Raw genomic sequence first — 25,663 nt, forward strand, 5'->3', positions numbered from 1 at the left:
CCCGCCGGGCCGTGTGCGGGGGTTACCCGAGGCGCAGTGTCACCCGTTCGGATTCGGTCCGCTTCTCCCACTGCTCGTCGCTCAGGTCCTGGGAGTTCCGGCAGAGCACCACCGAGGCGCCGGCCGCCAGCGGTGCCAGCAGCCCGGCCTCCAGACCCGTCCAGTCGTCGAACGACAGGGTGGAGAGCACGCGGTCGCCGGGCCCCAGGCCGAGCCGGACGGCGCCCTCCCGGGCCAGCGCGACGGTCTGTTCGCCGGTCAGCTTGAGCGGCAGCCCGTCCACGGCGGTCTCCAGGGCGGGGGCGTCCGGGGTGACGGGGGAGTACGGCGCGAAGCGGTCGCCCTGGCCGGGGACCTCGGCGGCGTAGTCGAGGAAGCCGTCCGGGCGCTGCGGGAAGCGGCCGCCGAGCGGGCGCAGGGCGAGGGCCACCCGCTCGCCCTCGCAGGCCTGGGCGGCCGCCAGGCCGTCCGGGCCGCTGACCACCAGGTCGGCGGTGGCGGGCTCGCCGGCGGGTACCGCCGCGACCCCGACCGACCAGCAGGCCAGCAGCCAGACGGCGCTCTGCCAGTGGGCGGGCAGCAGCAGGGCGGCCCGGTCGCCGGGGCCGGCGTTCAGCTCGTCCTGGAGCAGGTTGGCGGTCTTGGCCACCCAGTTGTCGAAGGTCCTGGCGGAGAGCTCGACCCGTTCGCCGGTCGCGTCGTCGTAGAAGGTGACCAGCGGGGCCGCAGGGTCGACTGAGGGAGTGCCACCTCGCAGGAATGCGTGCAGCAGCTCGACGGGGGTTCGGGCATCGGCAGCGAAAGGCGCAGTCATGGTGCGCCCCAGCCTACGGCCTACCGGGTGGCGACCGGGAGGGGTGTCGGCCGGGTGCGGGAGGCGTGGCGGCGGCGTCGTTTTGCGGTAAACATCCCTTGTATGCGTATCTCATTGCTGGCCGTCCTCGTCGCCGGCTGTACCGCGGCCCTGCTCCTCCAGCCCGCCGCCCCCGGCGCCGCGGCCGAACCCGGGCCGCAGCGGCGCGTCTCGGCCGGCGGCGGCTCGGTGACGTCCCTTCCGCTGACCGGCGGGCGCGGCCTCGCGCCGCGCGGCACGCGGCCGTTCGAGCTGCTCGGGGCCGTCTGGGACGATCCCGAGCGCACCCTCGCGGGCGGCGCGGTGCGGGTGCGCACCCGCAGCGCCGTCACCGGGGCGTGGAGCGGCTGGCACGAGCTTGAGGCGGACGCCAAGGACGGCCCGGAGGCCCGCGACGGCCGGGACGGTCCGGCCGGGGGCGCGACGCACGGGGCGACGGCCCCGCTGTGGACCGGGCCGAGCGACGGCGTGGCCGTCGAGGCCGTGGCGGGCCCCGGCGGGCTGCCCGAGGGGCTGCGGATCGAACTCGTCGACCCCGGCCAGGGCGCCGCCGCGCCGTCCGCCCCCAGGGTGCTGCCGGCCGAGCCGCCCGCCGGGTCGTCGGCCGGGCCGTCGGCCGAGCCGCCGGCGGGGCACCCGGCCCCGCGCCCCGGCATCGTCACCCGGGCCGGCTGGGGCGCCGACGAGAGCCTGCGCGACCAGGACTTCGTCTACACCGGGCCGGTCCGCGAGGTCTTCGTCCACCACACCGCGAGCGCCACCGAGTACGCCTGCGCCGACGCGCCCCGGGTGATCAGGGCGATCTACCAGTACCACGTTCAGAGCAGCGGCTGGCGGGACATCGGCTACAACTTCCTGGTCGACCGCTGCGGCACGGTCTACGAGGGCCGGGCCGGCGGGGTCGAGCTGCCGGTGTTCGGGGCGCACACCCTCGGCTTCAACCCCGACTCGTCCGGCGTCGCGGCGATCGGCACCTTCGTCACCGACACCCCGCCGCAGGAACTGGTGGACGGCATCACCCGGATCGCCGCCTGGAAGCTCGGGCTCACCGACCAGGACGCGGCGGGCCACACCCGGCTGGTCTCCTCCTCGGACGCCAGCCGGTACCCGAAGGGCACCGAGGTCGTCTTCGACACCGTCTCCGGGCACCGGGACGCCTTCAATACCGAGTGCCCCGGCACGGTGCTCTACGGGCGGCTCGGCGACATCCGCACGGCGGCGGCGCTCCTCCAGGGGCGCTGATCCGGTACCGCGGGCCGGGGCCGGAGCTACACCGGTCCCGGCCCGCGGCCGATCAGCGCGCGCAGTTCGGCGGTGAGCGCCCGGGCGAGGTCCGGGCGCAGGTCGTAGCGGGCCGGGGTGTTCTGCAGCAGCGCGATCCGCCAGCCGGCCCCGGCGTTGACGGCGATCACGGTGTGCAGGGCGTTGAGCGCCGGGTCGAGGTCCTCGCTGTCGTCCGGCACCAGGCCGGCGACGGCGTCCAGCTGCGCCACCCCCGGCCCGAGCCCGCGCACCCGGCGGACCTTCGCCACGTACTCGGGGGTGACGTGGTCGGCGAAGATCCGGCCCAGCTCGGCGGCGATCACCGACCGCCCGCTGTGCCGCGTCCCGTCGAACCCGATCACCTCCCCGTCCTCGGCGAACGGCCCGGCGAAGCCCGAGCCGTCCCGCTGGTTCCAGCCGTCCAGCGCCCGGTGGTAGAGCGAGTGGACGGCGCTCTCGTCCCCGGAGGACAGCTCCGGCAGCCGCGTATCGTTCATATCCCCATGGTCGGTGAAGGCGGTGGCGGCGGCAGGCGGAGGAGGTGCGGGGCGGTGACGGGCGAGGCGGTTCGGCGCTGGCGGCCGGGTTTTCCGCTGGACGCGGCCCGCACCCTGCTGCCGCTGCGGCGGGGCCCCGCCGACCCGGCGTACCGGACCACCGGCGACGGTGCGGTTTGGCGCGCCTCGCGCACCCCGGGCGGGATCGGCACGCTGCGGGTGCTCGCCCGCCCGGCCGAGGGCGAGGTGGAGGCGCGGGCCTGGGGCCCGGGCGCCGACTGGCTGCTGGAGCGGCTGCCCGCGCTGCTCGGCGCGCTGGACGATCCGGCGGGCCTGGTCCTGCCGCCCGGCCGGCTGCGGGAGGCCCAGCGGCGGACGGCCGGGATCCGGCTGGGCCGCACCGGGCTGGTACTGGACTCCCTGGTGCCGGCGATCCTGGAGCAGAAGGTCACCACCGACGAGGCCTACCGCGCCTGGCGCACCCTGCTGCGGGACTTCGGCACCCCGGCCCCCGGCCCCGCCGAGGGCATGCGGGTGCCGCCCTCGGCCCGGGAGTGGGCGCTCGTCCCCAGCTGGGAGTGGCACCGCGCCGGGGTGGACCCGAAGCGCTCGGCCACCGTGCTGCGCGCCGTGCGGCTGGCCCCCCGGCTGGAGGAGGCCGCCGCGTTCGGTCACACCGAGGCCTTCGCCCGGCTGACCGCGGTGCCCGGAATCGGCGTCTGGACGGCGGCCGAGACCCTGCAGCGCAGCAACGGCGACCCGGACGCCGTCTCGGTCGGCGACTACCACCTGCCGAACCTCGTCGGCTGGGCGCTGGCGGGCCGCCCGCGCAGCGACGACGCCCAGATGCTCGCCCTGCTGGAGCCCTACCGCCCGCACCGCCACCGGCTCTGCCGCCTCCTGACGGCCACCGGCGCCCACGCCCCCCGCTACGGCCCCCGCCTGACCCCGGCCGACCACCGCCACCGGTGAACTACGCCGTAGTACCTTGAAGGCATGGAAGCAGCGCGGCCGTGCTGACCGTCGATCGTCGGCACTTTCGTGAGATCAGGCCGCTGACCGGGCACGAGGCCTTTCGGCTGTTGCCGGACGACCTGGGAGCCTGACGGCTAGCGCACCTCGATGAAGGCGTCCGCGGAGCGTTCGGTGCGCTCGCGGGGCGGTTCGGCGGGGCGGCCGACGGCAACGGCGCCCATCGGGTCCCAGTCGGCGGGGAGGTCGAGGGCGGTGCGGACGGTGTCGCGGCAGAACATCGTGGACGACACCCAGGCGGAGCCGTAGCCCTCGCCGGTGAGGGCGACCAGCAGGTTCTGCACGGCGGCGCCGAGGGCGACGGTGAACATCTCGCGCTCGGCGGCGGTGCGGCGCTCGTCCGGGTAGCTGTGCGTGCCGTCCGTCACCAGGCAGGGGACCACCAGGGCGGGGGCGTCGCGCAGGACCTGGCCGCGGGCGGTGCGGCGGGCGATCCGCTGCTCGTCCCAGCCGTCGAGCTCGCGCAGGTCGTGCTGCCAGGCGGCGAGCATCGCGTCCAGCAGCCGGGTGCGCGCCTCGGGGCTCTCCAGCAGGACGAAGCGCCAGGGCGTGGTGTGGTGCGGGGCGGGCGCGGTGACGGCGGCGGCGACCGCCCGGCGGACGGCGCCCGGGTCCACCGGCTCGGCGGTGAAGGCGCGGACGGTGCGCCGCAGGGTGACGGCCCGGCGCAGCGCCTCGGAGGTGCCGAGGCGGAACATGTCGTCGGCGGCCGGGCGGATCAGCGGCCGGACGCCGTCGCCGTCCTCGGCGGTGACCAGGTGGGCCAGGCCCCGGACGACGGCGACCGGCGTGCCGGTGGCCTTGCCCTTCACCAGGTCGGCGGCGGCGGCGAGTTCGTCGGCGGTGGCGGTGACGGTCATCGCCAGCTCGTTGCCGTGGCTGTCGGTGCGGCCGCGGTGGTCCTCCAGGACGGGCAGCCCGGCGGCGCCGATGGCGACGTCGGTGAGGCCGTTGCGCCAGGGCCGGCCGAAGGTGTCGGTGACGACGACGGCGAGCCGGCGCCCGGTGAGCCCCTGGAGCCGGGCCCGCAGCGCGCGGGCCGAGGCGTCCGGGTCCTCGGGCAGCAGCAGGACGGTGCCGGCGGCGGTGTTGGAGGCGTCCACCCCGGCGGCGGCCATCACCAGTCCGTTGCGGTTCTCGACGATCCGGATCGGGCCGCGCCGGGCGATCACCCGGACGGTCTCGGCGTCGATCGCGGCCTCGCGGTCGGCGGCGGTCAGCAGCCGGCCCTCGGCCTTGCTGACGATCTTCGAGGTGACCAGCAGGATGTCGCCGTCCTGGTACTCGCCGGCCTTGGCGATCAGCTCGGCGAGGTCGGCGCCGGCCCCGATCTCCGGCAGGCCCTCGACGGGCAGGACGTGCAGCGCGGGGTTCACGCCCGCACCTGCTCGGCGAGCGCCAGCGCGGCCCGGGCCATCTCGGCGGTGGCCGCGACGTCCGTCATCAGCAGCGGGACGGCCCGGCAGGCGATCCCGCCGGCCTCGACGGCGGCCACCGAGGCCTCGTCGACGGTGTCCACCAGCCAGCCGTCCAGGAGGTCGGAGCCGTAGTCCAGCGCGACCGCCTCCGCCGTGGCCTCGACGCCGACGGCGGCCAGCACCTTGTCGGCCATGCCCCGGACCGGGGCCCCGCCGATGATCGGGGAGAGCCCGACCACGGGTGCGGGGGCGGCGGCCACGGCGGCCCGCAGGCCCGGCACGGCGAGGATGGTGCCGATCGAGACCACCGGGTTGGACGGCGGGAAGAGGATCACGTCGGCGGCGGCGATCGCCTCCAGGACGCCGGGCGCGGGCTTGGCGGTGTCCGCGCCGACCGGGATGATCGCCTCGGCGTCGACGGCCGCGTGCAGCCTGACCCAGTACTCCTGGAAGTGGATCGCCCGGGTGCCGTCCCCGTCGGTGATCCGGACGTGGGTCTCGACCCGGTCGTCGCTCATCGGCAGCAGCCGCACGCCCGGCTGCCAGCGCACGCAGAGCGCCTCGGTGACCTGGCTGAGGGAGTACCCGGCGGCGAGCATCTGGCTGCGGACGAGGTGGGTGGCGAAGTCGCGGTCGCCGAGCCCGAACCACTCGGGCCCGACGCCGTACTCCTTCATCTCGGCCTTGATCGACCAGGTCTCGTCGGTCCGGCCCCAGCCCTGCTCCTCGTGGATGCCGCCGCCGAGGGTGTACATCACGGTGTCGAGGTCGGGGCAGACCTTCAGTCCGTAGAGGTGGATGTCGTCACCGGTGTTGCCGATGACGGTGATCTCGTCCTGCGGGCCGACGGCCTCCTTCAGTCCGCGCAGGAAGCGCGCTCCGCCGATTCCGCCTGCCAGTGCCACGATGCGCATGCGCTCATCCTGCCACGGCCGGGGACCGGTCCGGACGGGTCGTCAGTGCGTCTCGGCACCCGTCCGGGAATCCGCCTCGACCTGCTGCTCGGGCACGCTGCCGGCGCCGTACTGGTTCATCTCGGTGAGGCCGGGGGTGTAGACGTGGATGGAGACCGCGGGCTCCAGCGAGCCGTTGACCACCTCGTGCAGGTAGCCGGAGGAGAACACCCGCTGCCCGCCGGGGCGCAGTGTGCGGGCGCCCTCTCCGGCGTGCGTGAGGGAGCGCTCGACCAGCTCGCCCTGGACGACGGTCATCACGCCGGAGGACTCGCCGTGGTCGTGGAAGCCGCTGCTCTGGCCGGGCAGCCAGCTGAGCAGCCAGACCTCGTAGCCGGGGCCGGTCTCCAGCCGGGCGTACCAGCGGGTGAGCGCGTCGTAGCGCACCAGCGGCTCCCAGCGGGTCCGGTCGGCGGCGATCTCGCGGACCAGCCGGGCGTAGCCGGCGACGGTGGTGGGGTGCTGGGGCAGGTCGGTGCGGGCCAGGTGCGGGAAGGCGAGCGGGTCGCCGGCGATCGAGACGTCGCTCAGCCCGTCGCCCCACGGGTGGGCGGAGCGGGCGGCGGTCGGGGCGGTGGGCGCGAGGCCGCGGTGGGCGGGCTTGTTGCGGTCGCGGTTGCGCTTGCGGAGACGGGGCATTCGCACGGGAGTCGTCCTCGGAGTACGGCTGGTTCGTCAGGGGATCAGCCGGATCCGGGATGTCCTGGGGCGGGATGTCGCGGGCGGCCTCTGTGGTTCCTGGGCGGCGCGCGGTGGGACGCGGGCGCCTAGATACAGCAGGAACAGAGGCGACAACAGGAGTTCACGGCAGGGCGGAGCGCGGAACCGCTCCGGGGGCTGGCGAACTCTGACATAGAGGAAAGGAGACCGCATGGGGAGGGGCAGTGTCAACTCCGGAGCCCGGACATTCGGGTGGGATGGGTCATGAACCACCGGATGGGGTGATAAATCACCCTCTATGTTTCGATGTGAAGATCGCCGGGAAGGCAGCCCGATGACCGACCTGTCACGGTGACTGCACGTCATCCAGCGGGTCGTTGCGGATGGTTGCAGGTGCTTGCGGACGGTTCCGCGGGATCCGGGCGGTTAGTCCGATGTGTCCGTATATGTACACTATTCGTAACGGCTTGGTGCCGAGGAGTGAATCCTGGCCCCAATACCAGAGCTCGGCTTGACTGAGCCAGAGTGACGCAACTGTAATTTCACTCGTGTCGTCAGCCGCACCAGGCAACGGCAACCACGGGGACGCCAAGTAGGGGCAGAGGAGGCGCGCCACATGAGCGAGCTCTTTGAGCTGTTGATCGGTGACGGCATCGAGGAGGAGGAAGAGGAACTCGGCTGGCAGGAGCGCGCGCTGTGCGCCCAGACCGACCCCGAGTCCTTCTTCCCCGAGAAGGGCGGCTCCACCCGCGAGGCCAAGAAGGTCTGCCTCGCCTGCGAGGTCCGCTCCGAGTGCCTGGAGTACGCCCTCGCCAACGACGAGCGGTTCGGCATCTGGGGCGGCCTCTCCGAGCGCGAGCGGCGGCGGCTCAAGAAGAGCGCGGTCTGACGAGGTCGGCCCCGACCCCGCCGAGCCTTCGACAACCACACAGCTGTACGGGCGCCTCACCGCGGTGGTGGGGCGCTTTCGCGTCCCCCGTACACACCCTCTCCACGGACACCGCGGACAAAGGCGCCATCCAGAGCCGTTAGTGTGGTGCGCCATCCGGTTGCCGTTCACCGGCTGTGTCCACCGAGAACTGGGGCCCGCGCACTCGATGACCGTCTACAGCCACCAGAGCGGCTTCACCGCTGCCAGGCCGCCCGCCTATCCGCGCCACCTGGTCACCGCCGTGATCGTCTCGCACGACGGCGCCCGCTGGCTGCCGCAGGCCCTCGCCGGCCTGCTCGGCCAGGACCGCCAGGTCCAGCGGGTGCTCGCCGTCGACACCGGATCCACCGACAGTTCCCCGCAGCTGCTCGCCGACACCCTCGGTGACTGGCTCCCGGAGAGCGGCCCGATCATCCTCGGCCGCCGGGCCGGCTTCGGCACCGCCGTCGCCGAGGCCGTCTTCAACAGCCCGCCGCTGCGCCCCGAGGACCTCCCGTACCGGCTCGACCCCTCCGGCTACGACCCGGTCACCGGCGGCTGGGACGACTTCGGCGACCCGCTCGGCCACGAGGACGACCTCGGCCGCGGCGGCCCCCGCGAGACCCAGCCGGTCGAGTGGCTCTGGCTGCTGCACGACGACTGCGAACCGCAGACCGACGCGCTGCGCCGCCTGCTCCAGGTCGCCGACTCCACCCCCAGCGCCGCCGTCGTCGGACCGAAGCTGCGCAGCTGGTACGACCGCCGCCAGCTGCTGGAGGTCGGCGTCACCATCGCCCGCTCCGGCCGCCGCTGGACCGGGCTCGACCGCCGGGAGCAGGACCAGGGCCAGCACGACCAGGTCCGCCCGGTGCTCGCCGTGTCCACCGCCGGCATGCTGGTGCGCCGCGACGTCTTCGAGGAGCTCGGCGGCTTCGACAAGGCACTGCCGCTGATGCGCGACGACACCGACTTCTGCTGGCGGGTCAACGCCGCCGGACACCGCGTCGTCATCGCCCCGGACGCCGTGCTGCGCCACGCCGAGGCCGCCAGCCGCGAGCGGCGCGCCATCGACTGCGGCCCCTCGCACCCGCACCGGCTCGACAAGGCCGGCGCCGTCTTCACCCTGCTCGCCAACTCCAAGGGCGCGCTGTTCCCCTACGTCCTGCTGCGGCTGGTGCTCGGCACCCTGCTGCGGGTCTTCGCCAACCTGCTCGGCAAGGACCCGAAGCAGGCCTTCGACGAGCTCGCCGGCCTCGGCCACGAGCTGATCCGGCTGCCCCGGCTGCTGCTCGCCCGCAAACGCCGGGCCCGCACCCGGGCCGCCGACGCGCTGGACGACCGGACGCTCTTCCCCGCGCCCGGCGCCACCGCGCGGCTCGCCGTCGAGGGCGTGATCGGCTCGCTCGGGATAGGGGGCACCGACGACTCCGGGGCCGGCCGGCACGGCTCGGTCGAGGCCGGCCCGGGTGACGAGGACTCCGAGGACCTGGTCGTCGAGCAGTTCACCCTGATCAAGAAGCTGGCCCGGCGCCCGGCGCCGGTGCTGTTCGCCGCCCTGCTGGTGTTCGCCCTGGTCGCCTGCCGCGACCTGTTCGGCGGCGGGCACCTGTTCGGCGGCGCACTGCTGCCCGCCACCGACGGCGCCGGCGGCCTGTGGGCGATGTACGCCGACTCCTGGCACCCCGTCGGCACCGGCTCCACCGCCGCGGCCCCGCCGTACCTGGCGCTGCTGTCGGTGTTCTCCTGGCTGCTGTTCGACCACGCCGACCTCGCGGTCACCCTGCTGGTCTTCCTCGCGGTGCCGCTCGCCGCGGTCAGCGCCTACCTGGTCTCCCGGCCGCTGCTCGACTCCAAGCTGGTCCGCGCCTGGGCCAGCGCCACCTACGCGCTGCTGCCCGCCGCCACCGGCGCGCTCGCCCAGGGCCGGATCGGCACCGCCGTCCTGGCCGTCCTGCTGCCGCCGCTGGCCCGGGCCGCCGCGATCTCCGCCGGCCTCGGCATCCGCGCCGAGAGCGCCGCCAAGGGCGCCCGGCCCGGTTGGCGCCCGGTCTGGATGACCGTCCTGCTGCTCACCCTGGCCACCGCCTTCGTCCCGCTCGCCTGGGCGCTGGCCGTGCCGCTCTGCCTGGCGATGCTGGCCGCCGCCGTGGTCCGCGGCGGCGCCTTCGGCTCCGGCCTGGACGCGCTGCGCCTGCTCGGGCTGCGCATCCTGGTGATCCTCGCGGTACCGGTCCTGGTGCTCGCGCCCTGGTCGCTGCAGGTGCTCTCGCACCCGCAGCGGCTGCTGCTGGAGGCCGGCCTGCCCGGCCTGCACGGCGGCGGCGCGAGCGCGTTCGGCCTGGTCCTGGTCAACCCCGGCGGCGCCGGGGTCCCGCCGGTCTGGCTGTCCGCGGGCGTGGTGCTCGCCGCGCTGGCCGCCCTGCTGCGCGCCGACCGCCGCCGTGCGGTGCTCGCCGCCTGGGGCGCGGCCGGCGCCGGCATGGTCTTCGCCGTCGCGGTGGCCGGCACCTCCGTCACCCCCGCCTCCGGCGGCCCGGCCGTGCCCGCCTGGGCCGGCCCGGCCAGCCTGCTGGCCGGCATCGCCCTGCTGGCCGCCGCCGCGATCGGCGCCGACGGCGCCAACTCCCGGGTGGCCGGCATCGCCTTCGGCTGGCGCCAGCCGGTCGCCGCCCTGGTGGTGGCGGCCGCGGTGCTCGCCCCGCTGGGCACCGGAATCTGGTGGGCCGTCACCGGCGCCGACGGTCCGCTGCGGCGGACCGAGGCCAGCCAGGTCCCCGCCTTCATCGCGGAGGAGGCCGGCACCAGCGACCGCTCCCGCACCCTCGTCCTCACCGGGGACCAGGGCGGCGGCGCGGTCCGCTACGTCGTGGTGCGCGGCGCCGGGCTGACCCTCGGCCAGGCCGAGTCCACCGTCGACCCCGAGACCGGCACCGAGGACGGCCTGAACCGGATGGTCGGCAGCCTGCTGGCCGGGTCCGGCGCCGACCAGGCGGGCGCGCTGGCCGCCTACGGCATCGGCTACGTGCTGGTCGACCAGCCGCTGATCGGCACCTTCAAGGACGTCCTGGACACCACCCCCGGCCTGGTCAAGGCCAACCAGGACGGCAGCGCCGCGCTCTGGCAGGTCAACGGCGCCCCGGCGACCCGCGCCGTGATCACCGCCCCGGGCGCCCGCCCGGTCGTGGTGCCCTCCGGCCGGCGCGACCTGGACACCGCCGTCCCGGCCGGCCCCGAAGGCCGGGTGCTGCGGCTCGCCGAGACCGCCGCCCCCGAGTGGAAGGCCACCCTGGGCGGCACCGCGCTGGAGCCGGTCACCGTCGACGGCTGGGCGCAGGGCTTCAAGCTCCCGGCGGGCGGCGGCAAGCTCGTCGTCACCCGCGAGGGCAGCCTGCTGCACACCGGCTGGATCTGGGCCCAGCTGCTGCTCGGACTGACGATCCTGGTGCTGGCCCTGCCCGGCCGCCGCAGCCACAAGGACGACGACCTGCCCGAGGAGGTGGTCGCCGCCGCCGCGCTGGCCGCCGCCGCCCAGGCGCAGGCCCCCGCGCCCGGCAGCCGCCGGGCCCGCCGGATGGCCGAGCGGGGCGAGGGCGGGGAGCCCGGCGCCGAGGACGGCGGGGTCTACGAGGGACGACCCGGTGCGATCCCGCAGCAGCCCGCGGGCGAGCCCCCCGTCGAGGCCGTCGCGGCGGCCGCCGCCGTCCAGGACGCCGAGCCCTACGCCGACCCGTACCAGACGTACCAGCAGGCCGACCCGTACAGCTACGACCCGTACACCGCCCAGCAGCCGGTGGCCGCCCCGTACGGCGGCCAGGGCTACGGCCAGGACGGCTACCCGCAGCAGACCGCCGACGGCGGCTACCAGCAGGGGGCCCAGCACGGGACCCAGCAGGGCGGCTACGAGCAGTACCAGCAGGACCAGCAGTACGGCTACGACCCCTACCAGCAGGACGGGCAGCAGCCGTGGGTGCCGGGGCAGCCGCAGGCCGAGCCCTACTACGACCCGAACGATCCCGATCCCAACGGGCCGGGCCGGTACCCGCACCACCACGGATCGGGGAGCTGACCCGCGATGAAGAAGCCCGCCTTCACCAGGAAGTCCAAGCCCGCCGCCGAGGCGCCCGGCCCCGCCGCAGGCGCGTTCGGCGACACCTCGGGGGATGCCACCGCCAAGGCCGCCTCCTCCGGGGGGACGCGGACCACGCAGTCCTTCCTGGCCGCGGCCGCCGTCCTCGCGGTGGTGTTCGGCATCGCCGAGCTGCGCCCGCCGGCCGCCCCGGCCAAGGCCGACCAGGGCGCCGCGACCTCGGCGCAGGTCGAGCGGACGGCTGCGGTCTGCCCGCAGCCGATCCAGGGCCTGACCGGCTCGACCACCCTCACCGCGTACACCCCGCCCGGCACCGCCGCCGGCGGCGCCACCGCCGGGGCCGGCTGGATCAGCGACGCGGCGGCGCCGGCCACGCCCCCGACCGCGGCCCCCGCCGCACCGGCGGCCCCCGCCGCACCGGCGGCGCCCGCCGCCCCGGCCGGCGGGGACAAGGCCGGTGCGGACAAGGGCGGCGCGCCCGCCGACGCCCGGCTGACCCTGGCCAAGCCCGGCACCCCCGTGGCCGCCCCCGCCGGCAACGGCGACACGGCCCCCGGCGCAGGGGCCGTCGCCACCGGCGCGCTCGCGCCCGGCTTCACCGTCACCCAGACCACCACCGTCACGGAGCAGCGCGGGCTGGGCCTGTCCGGCCTCACCTGCACCCCGGCCGGCACCAGCTTCTGGTTCGCGGGCGCCAGCACCGCGGGCGACCGCACCGACTACGTCAGCCTGGTCAACACCGAGGCCACCGCCGCCGTCGTCGACCTCAAGCTGTACGGCGACAAGGGCCTGATCGAGAACGACGCCGCCAACGGCATCACCATCGCCCCCGGCAGCTCGCAGTCCGTCCTGCTCCCGACCATCAGCAAGGGCCAGGTCGCCGACCTCGCCGTGCACGTGGTGGTGCGCAGCGGCCGGGTCGGAGCCGCCCTGCACGCCGCCGACGGCGCCAAGGGCGCCGACTGGGTGCCCGCCTCGGCCGACCCGGCGCCCACCCAGGTGCTCCCGGGCCTGCCCGCCGACACCGCGGGCGCCCGCCTGGTGGTCTGGGCTCCGCCGGAGGACGACGCGGACCTGAAGATCCAGCTGTCCGGCAAGAACGGCTGGTTCACCCCGGCCGGCAACGAGTCGATCCACGTCAAGGCCGGCATGGTGGCCGCCGTCGACCTCGGCAAGGTCACCCGCGACGAGGTGGCCGGCCTGCGGCTGTCGCCCAGCGACGACAAGCACCCCACCCCGGTGGTGGTCGGCCTGCGGATCGACCGGGCCGGCCAGAACGGCAAGTCCGACGCCGCCTGGCTGAGCGGGACGGTGCCGATCGGCGCCCGCGCCACCGTGGCCGACAACCGCGGCGGCGGCGCGTCCACGCTGTTCCTCACCTCCACCGGCGAGGCCGCGACCGTCCGGGTCACCTCCTCGGCGGGCACCGGCGGCGGCACCCCGGCCACCACGGAGGTCCAGCTGCCGGCCGGCGGCACGGTCGCCCTCCCCGCACCCGAGCCGGGCGGACTGAACGGCGCCTACGCGCTCACCGTGGAGACCGTCTCCGGCGGCCCGGTCGCGGCCGCCCGGATGCTCGCGATCCCCGCCAAGGACGTGCCGATGTTCACCATCCAGGCGCTGCGCGACGACCGCAGCAGCGTCAAGGTCCCGCAGGCCGCCCAGGACCCGGGCGTCGTCCAGCGCTGACACACCGTCGAGGGGCGGTACCCGGGCCCGGGTACCGCCCCTCGACGTCGGCCGTGCCGACCCGTCAGTCCTCGTCGTACCGGGGGTCGATGGCATCCGGGGACAGCCCCAGCAGCTCCGCCACCTGCTCGATCAGGATCTCGTGCACCAGCGCCGCGCGGTCCTCCCGGGTCTTCGCCCGGATCTCCACCGGCCGCCGGTACACCACGATCTGGCTCTTGCGCCCCTGTCGGCCCGCCGACACCCGGCCCAGCGGCACCCCGCCGTCCGCCTCCGCGTCCTCCGGAGCGTGCAGCGGCACCTCCTGGACGGCGAACTCCACCTCGATCAACTGCGGCCAACGCCGTTCAAGACGCTCCACCGACTCGCGCACGTAGTCGTCGAACAACTCGGAGCGGGTGAGCGAGATCGGCACCTGCGGTGGCGCCAGCGGGCCGCGCAGGCCCCTGCCGTGCCGGTCGCGGTGCCGGGGGCGGCGCGAAGGTCCCGTCGATGACTGCGGTGCAGAGCTGTCCATATCACTGCCGAGGGTAGTCCTTGGGCGGTCGGAAGTGGACCACCCCGACACCGAAACGCCAGGGGTGGCGGGCGCACGGACGGGCGCGCGGACCACGACACGGCACACCCGCCGGGCAGCCGGTCTTCGCTCCCCGGCGAGGAGTGCGGTACCGTCCACCCTCGTGAGCTCTGTACGTCGTTGTTCGCGGACCGCGTGCGGCCGGCCGGCCGTCGCAACGCTGACGTACGTCTACGCGGACTCCACCGCCGTCCTCGGTCCGCTCGCCACCTACGCCGAGCCGCACTGCTACGACCTGTGCGCCGAGCACGCCGAGCGGCTCACCGCCCCGCGCGGCTGGGAGGTCGTCCGGCTCGCCGCCGAGGCCGGCCCGCTGCGCCGCAGCAGCGACGACCTCGAAGCGCTCGCCAACGCCGTCCGCGAGGCCGCCCGCCCGCAGACCCCCCGTCAGGGCCGCGGCCCCGAGGGCGAGTCCACCGAGGCCGGCCGCCGCGGCCACCTGCGCGTGCTGCGCTCGCCGGACAGCTGACCCGGCCCCCCACCGCCCGCCCGGCCGGGCCCAGGCCCTGGTCAGGGCGCCTCCCGGCACCGGCCGTTCGCCGGATCCCGGTACGCTGCCCCCCTACCGGGTACCGAACGGCATGGCACCCGGACGTATCGTGACCATGGGCGATCAGCCCGTCGATCAGACAGACACCAGGGTGGAGCCGCAGTGCGCGACCTCAAGCAGCTCGTGAAGGCGTACGACGTTCGAGGCGTTGTGCCGGACCAGTGGGACGAGAGCCTGGCGCGCGCCTTCGGCGCCGCGTTCGTGAAGGTCACCGAGGCCTCCGCGATCGTCATCGGCCACGACATGCGACCGTCCTCCCCCTCGCTCAGCCGGGCCTTCGCCGAGGGCGCGGCCGCCTACGGCGCCGACGTCGTCGAGATCGGCCTCTGCTCGACCGACCAGCTGTACTACGCCAGCGGCAAGCTGGACCTGCCCGGTGCGATGTTCACCGCGAGCCACAACCCGGCCGAGTACAACGGCATCAAGCTGTGCCGCGCCGGCGCCGCCCCGGTCGGCCAGGACACCGGCCTCGCCGACATCCGCGAGCTGGTCGAGTCCTGGACCGCCGAGGACGACACCGTCACCGTCCCCGCCGTCGACGTGAAGCCCGGCGCGCTGTCCGCCCAGGACACCCTGCGCGGCTACGCCGACCACCTGCTCGGCCTGGTCGACCTCCGGGCGATCCGCCCGCTGAAGGTCGCCGTCGACGCGGGCAACGGCATGGGCGGCCACACCGTGCCGACCGTCTTCGACGGCCTGCCGATCGAGCTCGTCCCGATGTACTTCGAGCTGGACGGCACCTTCCCCAACCACGAGGCCAACCCGCTCGACCCGAAGAACATCGTCGACCTGCAGGCCAAGGTCCGCGAGGTCGGCGCCGACATCGGTCTCGCCTTCGACGGCGACGCCGACCGCTGCTTCGTCGTCGACGAGCGCGGCGAGCCGGTCTCCCCGTCCGCGATCACCGCCCTGGTCGCCGCCCGCGAGATCGCCCGGGCCAAGGCCGCCGGCGAGGACGAGCCGACCATCATCCACAACCTGATCACCTCCTGGACCGTCCCCGAGGTGGTCCGGGAGCTCGGCGGCAAGCCGGCCCGCACCCGGGTCGGCCACTCCTTCATCAAGCAGGAGATGGCCGTCACCGACGCCGTCTTCGGCGGTGAGCACTCCGCGCACTACTACTTCCGCGACTTCTGGCGCGCCGACACCGGCATGCTCGCCGCGCTGCACGTGCTCGCCGCCCTGGGCGGTCAGGAGGGCACCCTCTCCGCGCTGACCGCCGAGTACGACCGCTACGCGGCCTCCGGCGAGATCAACAGCACCGTCGCCGACCAGGCCGACCGCTCCGCCGCCGTCAAGGCCGCCTACGCGGGCCTGGAGGGCACCACCACCGACGAGCTCGACGGCCTCACCGTGGCCGGCGACGACTGGTGGTTCAACCTGCGCGCCTCCAACACCGAGCCGCTGCTGCGCCTCAACGTCGAGGCCAAGGACCCGGCGAGGATGGCCGAGCTGCGCGACGGCGTGCTCGCCATCGTCCGCGCCTGACGCAGGCTCGTGGTGCCCCGGCCGGTAGGGTTTCCTCTCGGCCGGGGCACCGCCGTGCCACCCCTCTGAACTGGAGCCCGAACCCCATGAAGCTGGAATCCTTCCTGCTGGAGATCCTGGTCTGCCCGCAGTGCCGGGCCGCGCTGACCGAGGGCGGCACCGAGGAGCAGCCCGAACTGCTCTGCACCGGCGAGAGCTGCGGCCTGGCCTACCCCGTCCGCGACGGAATTCCGGTACTGCTGGTGGACGAGGCCCGCCGCCCGGCCTGATCCTTGGGGGCGGACGCCCGCGTACCCAGCCAGCACCACCGCTCAGCCCGCAGCGCCCAGCCAACAGCCGGAGGCCCGCCGCATGCTCGACGACACCCTGCTCGACGACCCGGCCGCCCTCCAGCGCGCCGACCACGACCGCGCCCTGCTCGCCCTGGCCGGCTCCGGCGCCCGGGTCCGCACCGCGCTGCGGCTCGCCGACGCGGCCGGCGTCGACCGGCTGCGACCCGACGGCCGGCCGCGTTCCGTGCTGGTCGCCGGGCACGGCAGCGCCCTGACGGCGGCCGGGATCCTGGCCGCGCTGGCCGGCACCGCCAGCCTGGTCACCGCGCTGGCGCCGACCGACGCGGCGTTCGTCCCGCGCACCGACCGGTCGGTCGCGCCGCCCGCCTTCACCGCCGGGTTCGCCTGGCAGCTCCCCGGCTGGGCCGGCCCGCTCGACCTGCTGGTGATCAGCTCCGCGGAGGGCGGCGAGCGCGGCCTGATCGCGCTCGCCGAGCAGGCCTACGCGCGCGGGTGCGCGATCGTCGTCACCGCCCCCGCCGGCAGCCCGCTCGCCGAGGCCGCCCTCCAGGTCCGGGCGCTGCCGCTGCCGTACGTGCCGTCGGCCCTGCCCGAGGACGGAACGCCGCAGCCCGGCTCCGCCGCCGAGCCCGACCTGCCCGCCGAGGACCCGGCCGCGCTCTGGGCCCACCTCGCCCCGCTGCTGGCGCTCACCCAGAAGATCGGCGTGACCCAGCTGGCGTACGACTCGCTGCCCGCCACCGCCGACCTGCTCGACGCGGCCGCCGTGCGCTGCCGCCCCGACGCGGCCGCGTACCGCAACCCCGCCAAGAGCCTGGCCGCCCGGCTGGCCGGCACCGTCCCGCTGCTCTGGGCCGAGGGGCCGGTGGCCGGCGCCGCCGCCGACCGCTTCGCCGCCCAGCTCGCCGACCGGGCCGGCCGCCCGGCCCTCGCCGGACTGCTGCCGCAGGCGCTCACCGAGCACCGCGGGATGTTCACCGGCCAGCTCGGCGCGGGCGCGGACCCGGACGACTTCTTCCGCGACCGGGTCGACGAGCCGGACCCGCTGCACCTGCAGGTCCTGCTGCTGCGCCACGTCCCGGGCGAGACGCCCGCGGAGGAGGAGGACGAGGGCCCGACCGAGGTCCCGGCCGACGACGAGGGCCCGCGCAGCTTCGGCGCCGCCCGGGCGCACCGGCTCGCCGCCGCCCACGAAGTCCGGCTGACCGAGTACGCGAGCGCCCGTCCCGACCCGCTGCACGCGCTGGCCGAGCTGGTCGCGCTCACCGACTTCGCCGCCGTCTACCTGGGGCTCGCGGCGGCGCGGTCGTAGGACGGCGGCGGCGGGCCGGTACCGTATGCGCTCGACGGGACTCGACAGAGCAGAGCGCGGGCTGCGTGAACGGCCCCCGGCGGAGGGACCATTCCGAGCATGAGCACCGAAGGCGGCACCAAGGCACTGGTCGCGGCGTTGTCCGCGAACCTGGGGATCGCGGTCAGCAAGTTCGTGGCCTTCGCGTTCTCCGGCTCGTCGTCGATGCTCGCGGAGGGCGTGCACTCGCTGGCGGACTCGGGCAACCAGATCCTGCTGCTGGTCGGCGGCAAGCGCTCGCAGCGGCTGGCCACCCCCGAACACCCCTTCGGGTACGGGCGCGAGCGCTACATCTACGCCTTCCTGGTCTCGATCGTGCTGTTCAGCGTCGGTGGCATGTTCGCCGTCTACGAGGGCTACGAGAAGATCGCCCACCCGCACGAGCTGGACAACTGGTACTGGCCGATCGGCGTGCTGGTGCTCGCGATCCTGCTGGAGTCCTGGTCCTTCTTCACGGCGTACCGGGAGGCCGTCAAGGACAAGGGCGGGCACGGCTGGCCGGCCTACATCCGGCGGGCCAAGGCCCCGGAGCTGCCGGTCGTCCTGCTGGAGGACACCGGCGCGCTGATCGGCCTGGTGCTGGCGCTGTTCGGCGTCAGCCTGACCGTGATCACGGGGGACGGCGTCTGGGACGGCATCGGCACCGTGTCGATCGGCGTGCTGCTGATCGTCATCGCGCTCGTGCTGGCGATGGAGACCAGGTCGCTGCTGATCGGCGAGTCCGCCCACCCGGAGGTGGTGGCCCAGATCCGGGACGCCCTGGTCGACCACGACTCCGTCACCACGGTCATCCACATGCGGACCCTGCACCTCGGCCCGGAGGAGCTGCTGGTCGCCGCCAAGATCGGCGTCAACGCGGAGGACACCGCCGTCCAGGTCGCCGAGGCCATCGACGCGGCCGAGGTCCGGGTCCGCCGGGCCGTCCCGATCGCCCGGGCCGTCTACCTGGAGCCGGACATCTACAGCGCGGAGAAGGCGGCCCAGGGCGACGACCCGACCGCCACCCCGGGCGGGCCGGTACCGGGCGCGCACTGACCGCGGGGCCCCGGGCCGCTCCGGCGCGGCCCGGTCCGGCGCGGCCTGTTCCGCGACCGGTCCAGGGCCGGTCCAGGCCGCGTCCAGGCCCGGGCCGAAAAAGGTCTTTCCGAGTCGGCATCCGGGGCCGCCGGTGTAGATTCGTCCCAGAGCCAGAACGTCGCTGCTGATGGCGGTCGATCGGCGGCCCGTACCCGTGAGGGTGCGCGCCGGTCGAGGGAGAGAGGTCCTCCGACGGTTTGTGCTGTGCAGCAGGGAAGCCTGCCCCCGTTCGGGGCCGGGCCGCCCCGGCGTTGCCGCGCACCCGTGCAGCCCCGCCGTGCTGCGACGCACACCAGGACCTTGGCCATGCCCCACCCCCCATCAGCGAGGAGCAGACGCATGTCGACCGACATCACCGGTGACTTCAAGGTCGCCGACCTTTCCCTGGCGCCGTTCGGGCGCAAGGAGATCCAGCTGGCCGAGCACGAGATGCCCGGCCTGATGTCCATCCGCGCGGAGTACGCCGCTTCGCAGCCGCTGGCTGGCGCCCGGATCACCGGCTCGCTGCACATGACCGTGCAGACCGCCGTGCTGATCGAGACCCTCACCGCGCTCGGTGCCGAGGTCCGCTGGTGCTCCTGCAACATCTTCTCCACCCAGGACCACGCCGCCGCCGCCATCGCGGTCGGCCCGGAGGGCACCCCGGAGAACCCGCAGGGCGTGCCGGTCTTCGCCTGGAAGGGCGAGACGCTGGAGGAGTACTGGTGGGCCACCGAGCAGGCGCTCACCTGGCCGAACGGCCAGACCCCGAACATGATCCTGGACGACGGCGGTGACGCCACCCTGCTGATCCACAAGGGCGTCGAGTTCGAGAAGGCCGGTGCCGCTCCGGACCCGTCCACCGCGGACAACGACGAGTACCGCCTCATCCTCGAGGTGCTCAACCGCACCCTGGTCGAGACCCCGAACAAGTGGACCGAGATCGCGGCCACCATCAAGGGCGTGACCGAGGAGACCACCACCGGTGTCCACCGCCTGTACGAGATGCACCGCGACGGCAAGCTGCTGTTCCCGGCGATCAACGTCAACGACTCGGTCACCAAGTCGAAGTTCGACAACAAGTACGGCTGCCGCCACTCGCTGATCGACGGCATCAACCGCGCCACCGACGTCCTGATCGGCGGCAAGGTCGCCGTCGTCGCCGGCTACGGCGACGTGGGCAAGGGCTCCGCCGAATCGCTGCGCGGCCAGGGCGCCCGCGTCATCGTCACCGAGATCGACCCGATCTGCGCCCTGCAGGCGGCGATGGACGGCTACCAGGTCGCGACCCTGGACGACGTCGTGGAGACGGCCGACATCTTCATCACGACGACCGGCAACAAGGACATCATCATGGCCTCGCACATGGCCCGGATGAAGCACCAGGCCATCGTCGGCAACATCGGCCACTTCGACAACGAGATCGACATCGCGGGCCTCGCCGCGCTGCCCGGCATCGTCAAGACCGAGGTCAAGCCGCAGGTCCACGAGTGGCGCAAGGCCGATGGCAAGACCATCATCGTCCTCTCCGAGGGCCGCCTGCTGAACCTGGGCAACGCGACCGGCCACCCGTCGTTCGTGATGTCCAACTCCTTCGCCAACCAGACGATCGCGCAGATCGAGCTGTTCACGAAGACCGAGCAGTACCCGATCGGCGTCTACGTGCTGCCGAAGCACCTGGACGAGAAGGTCGCCCGTCTGCACCTCGCCGCGCTGGGCGTGAAGCTGACCACCCTGAGCCAGGAGCAGGCCGACTACATCGGCGTCCCGGTCGAGGGCCCGTACAAGGCGGACCACTACCGCTACTGATCCGCCCGGCCCGCCGGTCGAGCGACCGGCGGGCCGACTGATCGGCTCCGGAACGCACGGCGGCCGGCACCTCCCCTGTGGGTGCCGGCCGCCGTGCGTTCCGCCGTCTTCCTCTGTTCCCGCCCGGGAGCGTCAGTACCGCAGGACGTCGGTGGTCCAGGAGCTCTCGTCCATGCCCAGCACCGTGGTCCTGGCGAGCAGGCCCTCAAGGCCGCCGATCTGCTCCAGCGAGGGTGCGATACCCGCCCCCACGCCCACGCAGACCTTCACGTCGCTCTCCACCCGGCAGACGGGCGGATTGGGGTCGGTGTACGGCGAGCCGTCCGTCCCGGTGGGGGACGCGGTGGGACCGGCGTCCACCGGCTCCAGGTTGACCGAGACGTTCTTGCCCTCGAACTGGAACATCAGCCAGAAGTACCAGGGCGAGTTCTTGAGGGGGCTCGGCCGGGTGAGCGACACGTCGGTGGCCTTGAACGCCTCGGGCAACCGGGCGAACCGCACCGGCAGCGGGATGTCCCACTTCCCGTACTTGGCGTCGGCCGCGACCCGCAGCAGGACCTCGTCCGTCAGGTCCGCGGGCTCGCCGCCGTAGGCGCGGATCTGCGCCCACCGGCCCGAGGGCGTCTGCCAGCGCAGCAGGCGGTCCGGCCTCTCCTGCGCCCGCGCGTTCGGGTCGACCAGCCAGAAGGCAGGCTGTCCGTTGACGGACGGCGCCTGGACCTTCTGCCGGCTCTCGTTCGGGCCCTGCTCGATCTCCGGCTCGGGGCCGGCCGGGTACAGGGTGAGGTAGATCCGCGGAGCCTGGTCGCCCTTGCCGATCGCCTCGGTGAAGATCCCGTGGTAGCCGGTCTCGTAGCCGATGCCGGACTTCCCGCCCGCCCAGTCCGGCAGCCAGCCGAACATGACGTCGGTGGTCAGCGGGTCGATCGTGGGGGGCGCCGGGGGCACGGTCGGCGACGGCGCCGGCGACCCGGTCGGAGTGACCGAGGGCGCGGCGGGCGGGGGAGGGGCCGCGGCGCCCCCGGCCGGCTGGAGCAGCAGGGCGCCGGTCAGGACCGCCGCCGTCACCGCCGCCACCGCACCGATCGCGGCGCCGCGCCGCCGGCGCAGCCGGGCCCGTCCCTTGCGGACCGCCTCCGCGGGGTTCAGGGCGGCCGGAGGCGCGGGCGTGTCCGCCAGTGCGATCAGCTGTTCGGCCAGCCCGCTGGACTCGTTGCTGGTCATGACGTCCTCTCTGCGGCTGCGGGGCGAACGAGAAGCGTGGTGCGGAGCGTCTCCAGACCGCGCGAGGTCTGGCTCTTGACGTTGCCCGACGAGCAGCCGAGCGCCTCGGCCGCCTGGTCGACCGTCAGATCGCAGTAGTAGCGGAGCACCACGGTGGCCCGTTGGCGGGGCGGCAGAGCGGCGAGGGCCTGCCGAAGGTCGAGTGAGGCGTCGAGGTCGACGCTCACGCCCGCCGCGTCGGCCTCGATCCCGCTCCGGGTCGTCCGCCGCCACCAGGGCGATCGCTGCTCCGCCAGGAACGTGTTGACCAGCACCTTGCGGGCGTAGCCGTCGACGTTCTCGACCCGGCCGGCCCTCGACCAGTTCACATAGAGCTTGGTGACGCTCTCCTGGACCAGGTCGTCCGCACGGTGCCAGTCCCCGCACAGCAAATAGGCGACCTTGCGCAGCCAGCCGCTCCTGGAGGCCACGTACTCGGTGAACTCCTCGTCGCGTGCCTGCTTCGCCATCTCCGCCCCCTCCCTCGTACTCGTACCGACGGCGCCGGTGCGCGCCGTCCACCCCCTAATGCGGGCACCCGCACCGAACGTTGCATGCCGGTCGCCACTGATCGCGGACGTAGGCTTCGCTCCATGCCCAACGGCCGGTACTCGCACCACGACACCCATGACCACGTCCTGCTCGGCGAGGAACGCTTCAGCTGCGCGCCCGGGCCGGCCGGCTGGCGGTACGTCTCCAAGACGTACGGACCGGACGGCCAGGTCCTCGGCACCGTCGACCTGACGCTGGACTCGCGGGCCCGGCCGCTGCGGATGGAGCTGCGGGCGGGCGGCTGGCAGGTCCGGGGCGGCGCCGTCGACGGGGTGGCCTGGGTGCGGACCGACCCGGCCGATCCGGCGGGGGAGCTCGCGGCGGAGGGACACGACCGGGCCCACGGCTTCACCGGGCGCTCGCCGGGCTTCCTGGTCGCCACCGCCCGGATGCTGCGGCTGCGGGAGGGGGCGAGTGCGCGGGTGCGGCTGGTCGCCTTCACCGAGCCGGTCCTGGCGCCGCGCACCTTCGACCAGGGTTGGCTGCTGGAGGGTGTGGACACGCACGAGACGGACTCCGGTCCGCTGCTGGTCGAGCGGTACCAGGTCGCGGACCTGGAGACGGGCGAGCAGCAGGTGGTGCACCTGGCGGGGGACGTCGTGCTGGCGGCCGCCGGGGTCGAGCTGGAGGAGCTGGAGTCGCCGCCGAACGCCTGGCCGGCCGAGTTCGGGGGCTGAGTAGTCCGGGGGCTGGGCTCGGGGGCTCGGGTTATGCAGGTGGGGCGAAGCCCGTGCCGGGTGCCTGCGGGGGAGCGGGTGCGGTCTGCTGGGCCGGTGCCGGTGCCGGGTGCTGTGGGGGCCGGTACCCGTGCACCTGCTGGGCCTGCTGGGCCTGCTGGGCCTGCTGTGCCTGCTGTGCCTGCTGTGCCTGTTGGGTGAGCTGGGCCTGGTGGGCCTGCTGCGCCGCGTACCCCTGGGCCCTGGTCCACTCGCGCCGCTGGCGCTCCGCGAGCACCGCGCCGAGGTACGCCGCCGGGTGCAGGCCGTAGGGGACCGGGTGGCCCGTACGGGCGGCGAGGTCCTCGGCCAACCGGGCGGAGAGCTGGTGCGCCACCGCCTGGTCCAGCTGGCCGACCCGGCCGAGCAGCTGGCGGATCGCCAGCCAGAGCGGCTCCGGCACCGCCGAGAGGTCCAGGGCGACCAGCTCGCCGCCCAGCGCCTGCAGCAGCTGGGGAGGCACCGGCGGCAGCGCCGTCGCGGCCCCGCTCCCACCGGGCACCCGCTCGCGGACGACCAGCGTCCCCGCGAAGACGTCGCCCAGCCTGCGGCCCTCGGAGGACACCGCGGAACAGATCGCGGCCGGTACCCCGCTCATGACGACGATCTCGAAGAAGCCCACCAGACCGCGGACCAGCGAGTGCCGGAACCGGACCGGCCCGCCGTCGCTGCGCACCACCCGCAGGCCCAGGGCCGCCTTGCCGAGCGAGCGTCCGCGGGTGAAGGTCTCGATCATCACGGGGACCGCGACCATGAAGAACACCGTGAGCCCGAGCGTGAGGGCGGTGAAGGCCGCGCCGTCGAGGTCGGTCAGGGCGAGGCCCAGGACCAGCGAGGTCACCACCAGCGCCGCGGCCTGCACGAGCAGGTCCATCCCGACCGCCAGCGCCCGGCTGGGAAGCTTCGCCGCGCGCAGGCCGAGAACGACCGCCTCGCCCGTCACCAGGTCGCTCAAGACACCCGTCCGTTCCCGTTCATGGCCCGCGGGGGAGGGGACGTCCGCCGGATCGGCCCCCACGACCCCGTGAATTGCAGTCGCCAACATACGGGGCCGCCCGCCCGGGCGGGAAGGGAGGTCCGGGCCGCCCACCGCGCGGACCGGCCTCGGCAGCGGGTCCGGCCCGGGGGCCAGGCGGTCCGGCACCGCCCGTGAACGCCCGTACGCCCTCTGGCATGCTGGGCCGCACCTGTCCGCACGCGCCTGCCCGCGCGCCCGCGTGCCCCGCGCCGACCATGGAGCTGCCGCATGGACCTGGACGTCTTCGTCGCCACCCACCAGGGGGAGTGGGCACGGCTGGACGCCCTCGCCAGGACCAGGCGGCTCACCGGCGAGGAGGCCGACGAGCTCGTCACCCTCTACCAGCGGGCCACCGGCCACCTGGCCAAGGTCCAGGCCGCCGCCCCCGATCCCACCCTCGAAGGCCGGCTGACCAGTCTGGTGTCCCGGTCCCGCGACGCGGTGGCGGGCAGCCGAAGCAGCGGCTGGCGCGACGTCGGCCGGTACTTCACGGTCAGCTTTCCCGCGGCGCTGTATCGGGCGCGGCGCTGGTGGCTGCCGGTCGCGATCCTCTCGCTGTTCGCCACGGCGCTGGTCGCCTGGTGGGTGGCCAGCCACCCGGAGGTCCGCAACAGCCTCGCCACGCCCGCCGCGCTGCGCGAGATGACCAGGCCGGGCGGTGAGTACGAGGCGTACTACTCGGACCGCCCCGCCAGCTCCTTCGCCGCCCAGGTCTGGACGAACAACGCCTGGATCGCCGCGACCTGCCTGGTCTTCGGCGTCGCGCTGGGCCTGCCCGTCCTCTACATGCTCTGGACCAACATCCTGAACCTCGGGCTCGGCGTCGGTCTGATGGCCTCGGCCGGCCGCCTCGACACCTTCCTCGGCCTGCTGATCCCGCACGGTCTGCTGGAACTGACCGCGGTCTTCGTCGCGGGGGGCCTGGGCCTGCGCCTCGGCTGGACGGTCATCGACCCCGGCCCGCGCACCCGCGCCACGGCACTGGCCGAGGAAGGCCGCTCCGTCATCGGCATGGCGGTCGGGCTGGCCGTGGTGCTGGGCATCTCCGGAGTCCTCGAAGCCTTTGTGACGCCGTCCGGCCTCCCCACCTGGGCCCGTATCTCGATCGGCGTCCTGGCCGAGGTCTGCTTCCTGCTCTATGCCCTGGTCCTGGGGCGGAAGGCCGCCGCGACCGGGGAGACCGGCGATGTGGACGTGGCCGACCGGGCCGACCTGCAGCCCGTCGCCGCCTGAGTCGATGTGATCGGCAGGCCTCTGACCTGCTACTCTTCTCGCATCTCAGCCAAACCATTGACGTGGTTCGGGTGGGCTAGTAGGTTAGAACGGTTGGGACAGACTGGACAACGGTCGTCCCGGGCGTTAGTGTCTACGACACCGCCAAATCGACGCGAACTCGGTTCACGAATAAGCGTCCGACGAGGTAAATCCTGGAACTGAGCACACCGAATCCTTTGATAGGCTTCGGAGCGAAGTTGAAGGAAATCCCCTCCAGCGGGAATTCAGAGAAACAAACGCCGGGTAAAACCGGCCGAGCGGATCTGCTAAGCTGGAAACACGAAAGAACGAAGCGCCCGGAGGGCCCGCTGGAAGGCGGTCCGAAGGAAGTGTCCGTTCCTTGAGAACTCAAC

The 25,663-nt window shown here is 74.3% G+C and carries 22 protein-coding genes; 13 read left to right on the forward strand and 9 right to left on the reverse strand.

Annotated elements, in window-relative coordinates:
- Window positions 1–22: 22 nt before the first annotated feature.
- Window positions 23–814: a TIGR03089 family protein gene (locus tag ACIGZJ_RS35700; RefSeq protein ID WP_392941769.1), complete on the reverse strand. Its 792-nt coding sequence runs from the start codon at window positions 812–814 to the stop codon at window positions 23–25.
- Between the two features lie 102 nt (window positions 815–916).
- Here ACIGZJ_RS35700 and ACIGZJ_RS35705 point away from each other — a divergent pair, with 102 nt between their 5' ends.
- Window positions 917–2,095 (forward strand): N-acetylmuramoyl-L-alanine amidase, encoded by a 1,179-nt coding sequence (locus ACIGZJ_RS35705; protein ID WP_396461190.1) that lies wholly within the window; start codon window positions 917–919, stop codon window positions 2,093–2,095.
- A gap of 26 nt (window positions 2,096–2,121) precedes the next feature.
- Here the strand turns inward: ACIGZJ_RS35705 and ACIGZJ_RS35710 are convergent, their stop codons facing one another.
- Entirely contained in the window at window positions 2,122–2,613 is a 492-nt protein-coding gene (locus tag ACIGZJ_RS35710) for an SgcJ/EcaC family oxidoreductase (protein ID WP_396461191.1), read from the reverse strand.
- 6 nt (window positions 2,614–2,619) lie between these two features.
- On the opposite strand from ACIGZJ_RS35710, the gene ACIGZJ_RS35715 reads away from it, so the two are divergent.
- A complete protein-coding gene (locus ACIGZJ_RS35715) occupies window positions 2,620–3,585 on the forward strand; it encodes a DNA-3-methyladenine glycosylase family protein (protein WP_396461192.1) in 966 nt (321 codons plus the stop codon).
- 137 nt (window positions 3,586–3,722) lie between these two features.
- Here the strand turns inward: ACIGZJ_RS35715 and ACIGZJ_RS35720 are convergent, their stop codons facing one another.
- The 3 genes from ACIGZJ_RS35720 to ACIGZJ_RS35730 are packed head-to-tail and all read right to left on the reverse strand — an operon-like array spanning window position 3,723 to window position 6,661.
- Entirely contained in the window at window positions 3,723–5,021 is a 1,299-nt protein-coding gene (locus ACIGZJ_RS35720; protein ID WP_396461193.1) for a coenzyme F420-0:L-glutamate ligase, read from the reverse strand.
- The gene (cofD, locus tag ACIGZJ_RS35725; protein ID WP_396461194.1) at window positions 5,018–5,977 is read right to left on the reverse strand and encodes a 2-phospho-L-lactate transferase; all 960 of its coding nucleotides are present in this window, start codon (window positions 5,975–5,977) and stop codon (window positions 5,018–5,020) included. The genes ACIGZJ_RS35720 and cofD overlap by 4 nt, the downstream gene beginning before the upstream one ends.
- Before the next feature lie 42 nt (window positions 5,978–6,019).
- Window positions 6,020–6,661, reverse strand: a complete 642-nt coding sequence (locus ACIGZJ_RS35730) for a cysteine dioxygenase (RefSeq protein ID WP_396461195.1) — start codon at window positions 6,659–6,661, stop codon at window positions 6,020–6,022.
- A gap of 631 nt (window positions 6,662–7,292) precedes the next feature.
- On the opposite strand from ACIGZJ_RS35730, the gene ACIGZJ_RS35735 reads away from it, so the two are divergent.
- The 3 genes from ACIGZJ_RS35735 to ACIGZJ_RS35745 all read left to right on the forward strand — a co-directional run bounded on the left by ACIGZJ_RS35735 (window position 7,293) and on the right by ACIGZJ_RS35745 (window position 13,362).
- Window positions 7,293–7,565 carry a WhiB family transcriptional regulator gene (locus ACIGZJ_RS35735; protein ID WP_148644569.1) on the forward strand — a complete coding sequence of 91 codons (273 nt, stop codon included), beginning with the start codon at window positions 7,293–7,295 and terminating at the stop codon, window positions 7,563–7,565.
- 208 nt (window positions 7,566–7,773) lie between these two features.
- Window positions 7,774–11,652, forward strand: coding sequence for a glycosyltransferase (locus tag ACIGZJ_RS35740; RefSeq protein ID WP_396461196.1), 3,879 nt, complete (start codon window positions 7,774–7,776; stop codon window positions 11,650–11,652).
- Window positions 11,653–11,658: 6 nt separating this feature from the next.
- Window positions 11,659–13,362: a DUF5719 family protein gene (locus ACIGZJ_RS35745; protein ID WP_396461197.1), complete on the forward strand. Its 1,704-nt coding sequence runs from the start codon at window positions 11,659–11,661 to the stop codon at window positions 13,360–13,362.
- A 64-nt stretch (window positions 13,363–13,426) separates the two neighbouring features.
- Here ACIGZJ_RS35745 and ACIGZJ_RS35750 read toward each other — a convergent pair whose 3' ends face one another.
- Complete coding sequence (locus ACIGZJ_RS35750) at window positions 13,427–13,879, reverse strand: metallopeptidase family protein (protein WP_392941744.1); 453 nt, start codon at window positions 13,877–13,879, stop codon at window positions 13,427–13,429.
- Window positions 13,880–14,042: 163 nt separating this feature from the next.
- On the opposite strand from ACIGZJ_RS35750, the gene ACIGZJ_RS35755 reads away from it, so the two are divergent.
- The 6 genes from ACIGZJ_RS35755 (at window position 14,043) to ahcY (ending at window position 20,486) form a co-directional block, all read left to right on the forward strand.
- Window positions 14,043–14,408, forward strand: coding sequence for a DUF3499 domain-containing protein (locus ACIGZJ_RS35755; protein WP_396461198.1), 366 nt, complete (start codon window positions 14,043–14,045; stop codon window positions 14,406–14,408).
- 183 nt (window positions 14,409–14,591) lie between these two features.
- The gene (locus ACIGZJ_RS35760; protein WP_392941740.1) at window positions 14,592–15,977 is read left to right on the forward strand and encodes a phosphomannomutase/phosphoglucomutase; all 1,386 of its coding nucleotides are present in this window, start codon (window positions 14,592–14,594) and stop codon (window positions 15,975–15,977) included.
- A gap of 86 nt (window positions 15,978–16,063) precedes the next feature.
- On the forward strand, window positions 16,064–16,246 hold the full coding sequence (locus ACIGZJ_RS35765; protein WP_387951742.1) for a Trm112 family protein: 183 nt from the start codon (window positions 16,064–16,066) through the stop codon (window positions 16,244–16,246).
- Between the two features lie 82 nt (window positions 16,247–16,328).
- A complete protein-coding gene (locus ACIGZJ_RS35770; protein WP_396461199.1) occupies window positions 16,329–17,582 on the forward strand; it encodes an SIS domain-containing protein in 1,254 nt (417 codons plus the stop codon).
- A 99-nt stretch (window positions 17,583–17,681) separates the two neighbouring features.
- Window positions 17,682–18,656 (forward strand): cation diffusion facilitator family transporter, encoded by a 975-nt coding sequence (locus tag ACIGZJ_RS35775; RefSeq protein WP_396461200.1) that lies wholly within the window; start codon window positions 17,682–17,684, stop codon window positions 18,654–18,656.
- Between the two features lie 381 nt (window positions 18,657–19,037).
- Window positions 19,038–20,486: an adenosylhomocysteinase gene (ahcY, locus tag ACIGZJ_RS35780; protein WP_392941731.1), complete on the forward strand. Its 1,449-nt coding sequence runs from the start codon at window positions 19,038–19,040 to the stop codon at window positions 20,484–20,486.
- Between the two features lie 132 nt (window positions 20,487–20,618).
- Here ahcY and ACIGZJ_RS35785 read toward each other — a convergent pair whose 3' ends face one another.
- Both ACIGZJ_RS35785 and ACIGZJ_RS35790 read right to left on the reverse strand, forming a co-directional pair.
- Window positions 20,619–21,710: a hypothetical protein gene (locus ACIGZJ_RS35785; RefSeq protein WP_396461201.1), complete on the reverse strand. Its 1,092-nt coding sequence runs from the start codon at window positions 21,708–21,710 to the stop codon at window positions 20,619–20,621.
- A complete protein-coding gene (locus ACIGZJ_RS35790) occupies window positions 21,707–22,219 on the reverse strand; it encodes a SigE family RNA polymerase sigma factor (RefSeq protein WP_396461202.1) in 513 nt (170 codons plus the stop codon). Before ACIGZJ_RS35790 ends, ACIGZJ_RS35785 begins: the two co-directional genes overlap by 4 nt.
- Before the next feature lie 123 nt (window positions 22,220–22,342).
- Here ACIGZJ_RS35790 and ACIGZJ_RS35795 point away from each other — a divergent pair, with 123 nt between their 5' ends.
- Window positions 22,343–22,978: a hypothetical protein gene (locus ACIGZJ_RS35795; protein WP_396461203.1), complete on the forward strand. Its 636-nt coding sequence runs from the start codon at window positions 22,343–22,345 to the stop codon at window positions 22,976–22,978.
- A gap of 31 nt (window positions 22,979–23,009) precedes the next feature.
- Here the strand turns inward: ACIGZJ_RS35795 and ACIGZJ_RS35800 are convergent, their stop codons facing one another.
- Window positions 23,010–23,972, reverse strand: a complete 963-nt coding sequence (locus ACIGZJ_RS35800; protein WP_396461204.1) for an RDD family protein — start codon at window positions 23,970–23,972, stop codon at window positions 23,010–23,012.
- 291 nt (window positions 23,973–24,263) lie between these two features.
- Between ACIGZJ_RS35800 and ACIGZJ_RS35805 the strand changes: the two genes are divergently transcribed.
- Window positions 24,264–25,268: a stage II sporulation protein M gene (locus tag ACIGZJ_RS35805; protein WP_396461205.1), complete on the forward strand. Its 1,005-nt coding sequence runs from the start codon at window positions 24,264–24,266 to the stop codon at window positions 25,266–25,268.
- Window positions 25,269–25,663 lie beyond the last annotated feature (395 nt).

It is taken from the genome of Kitasatospora sp. NPDC052868 (assembly GCF_044547105.1).
GTDB lineage: Bacteria > Actinomycetota > Actinomycetes > Streptomycetales > Streptomycetaceae > Kitasatospora.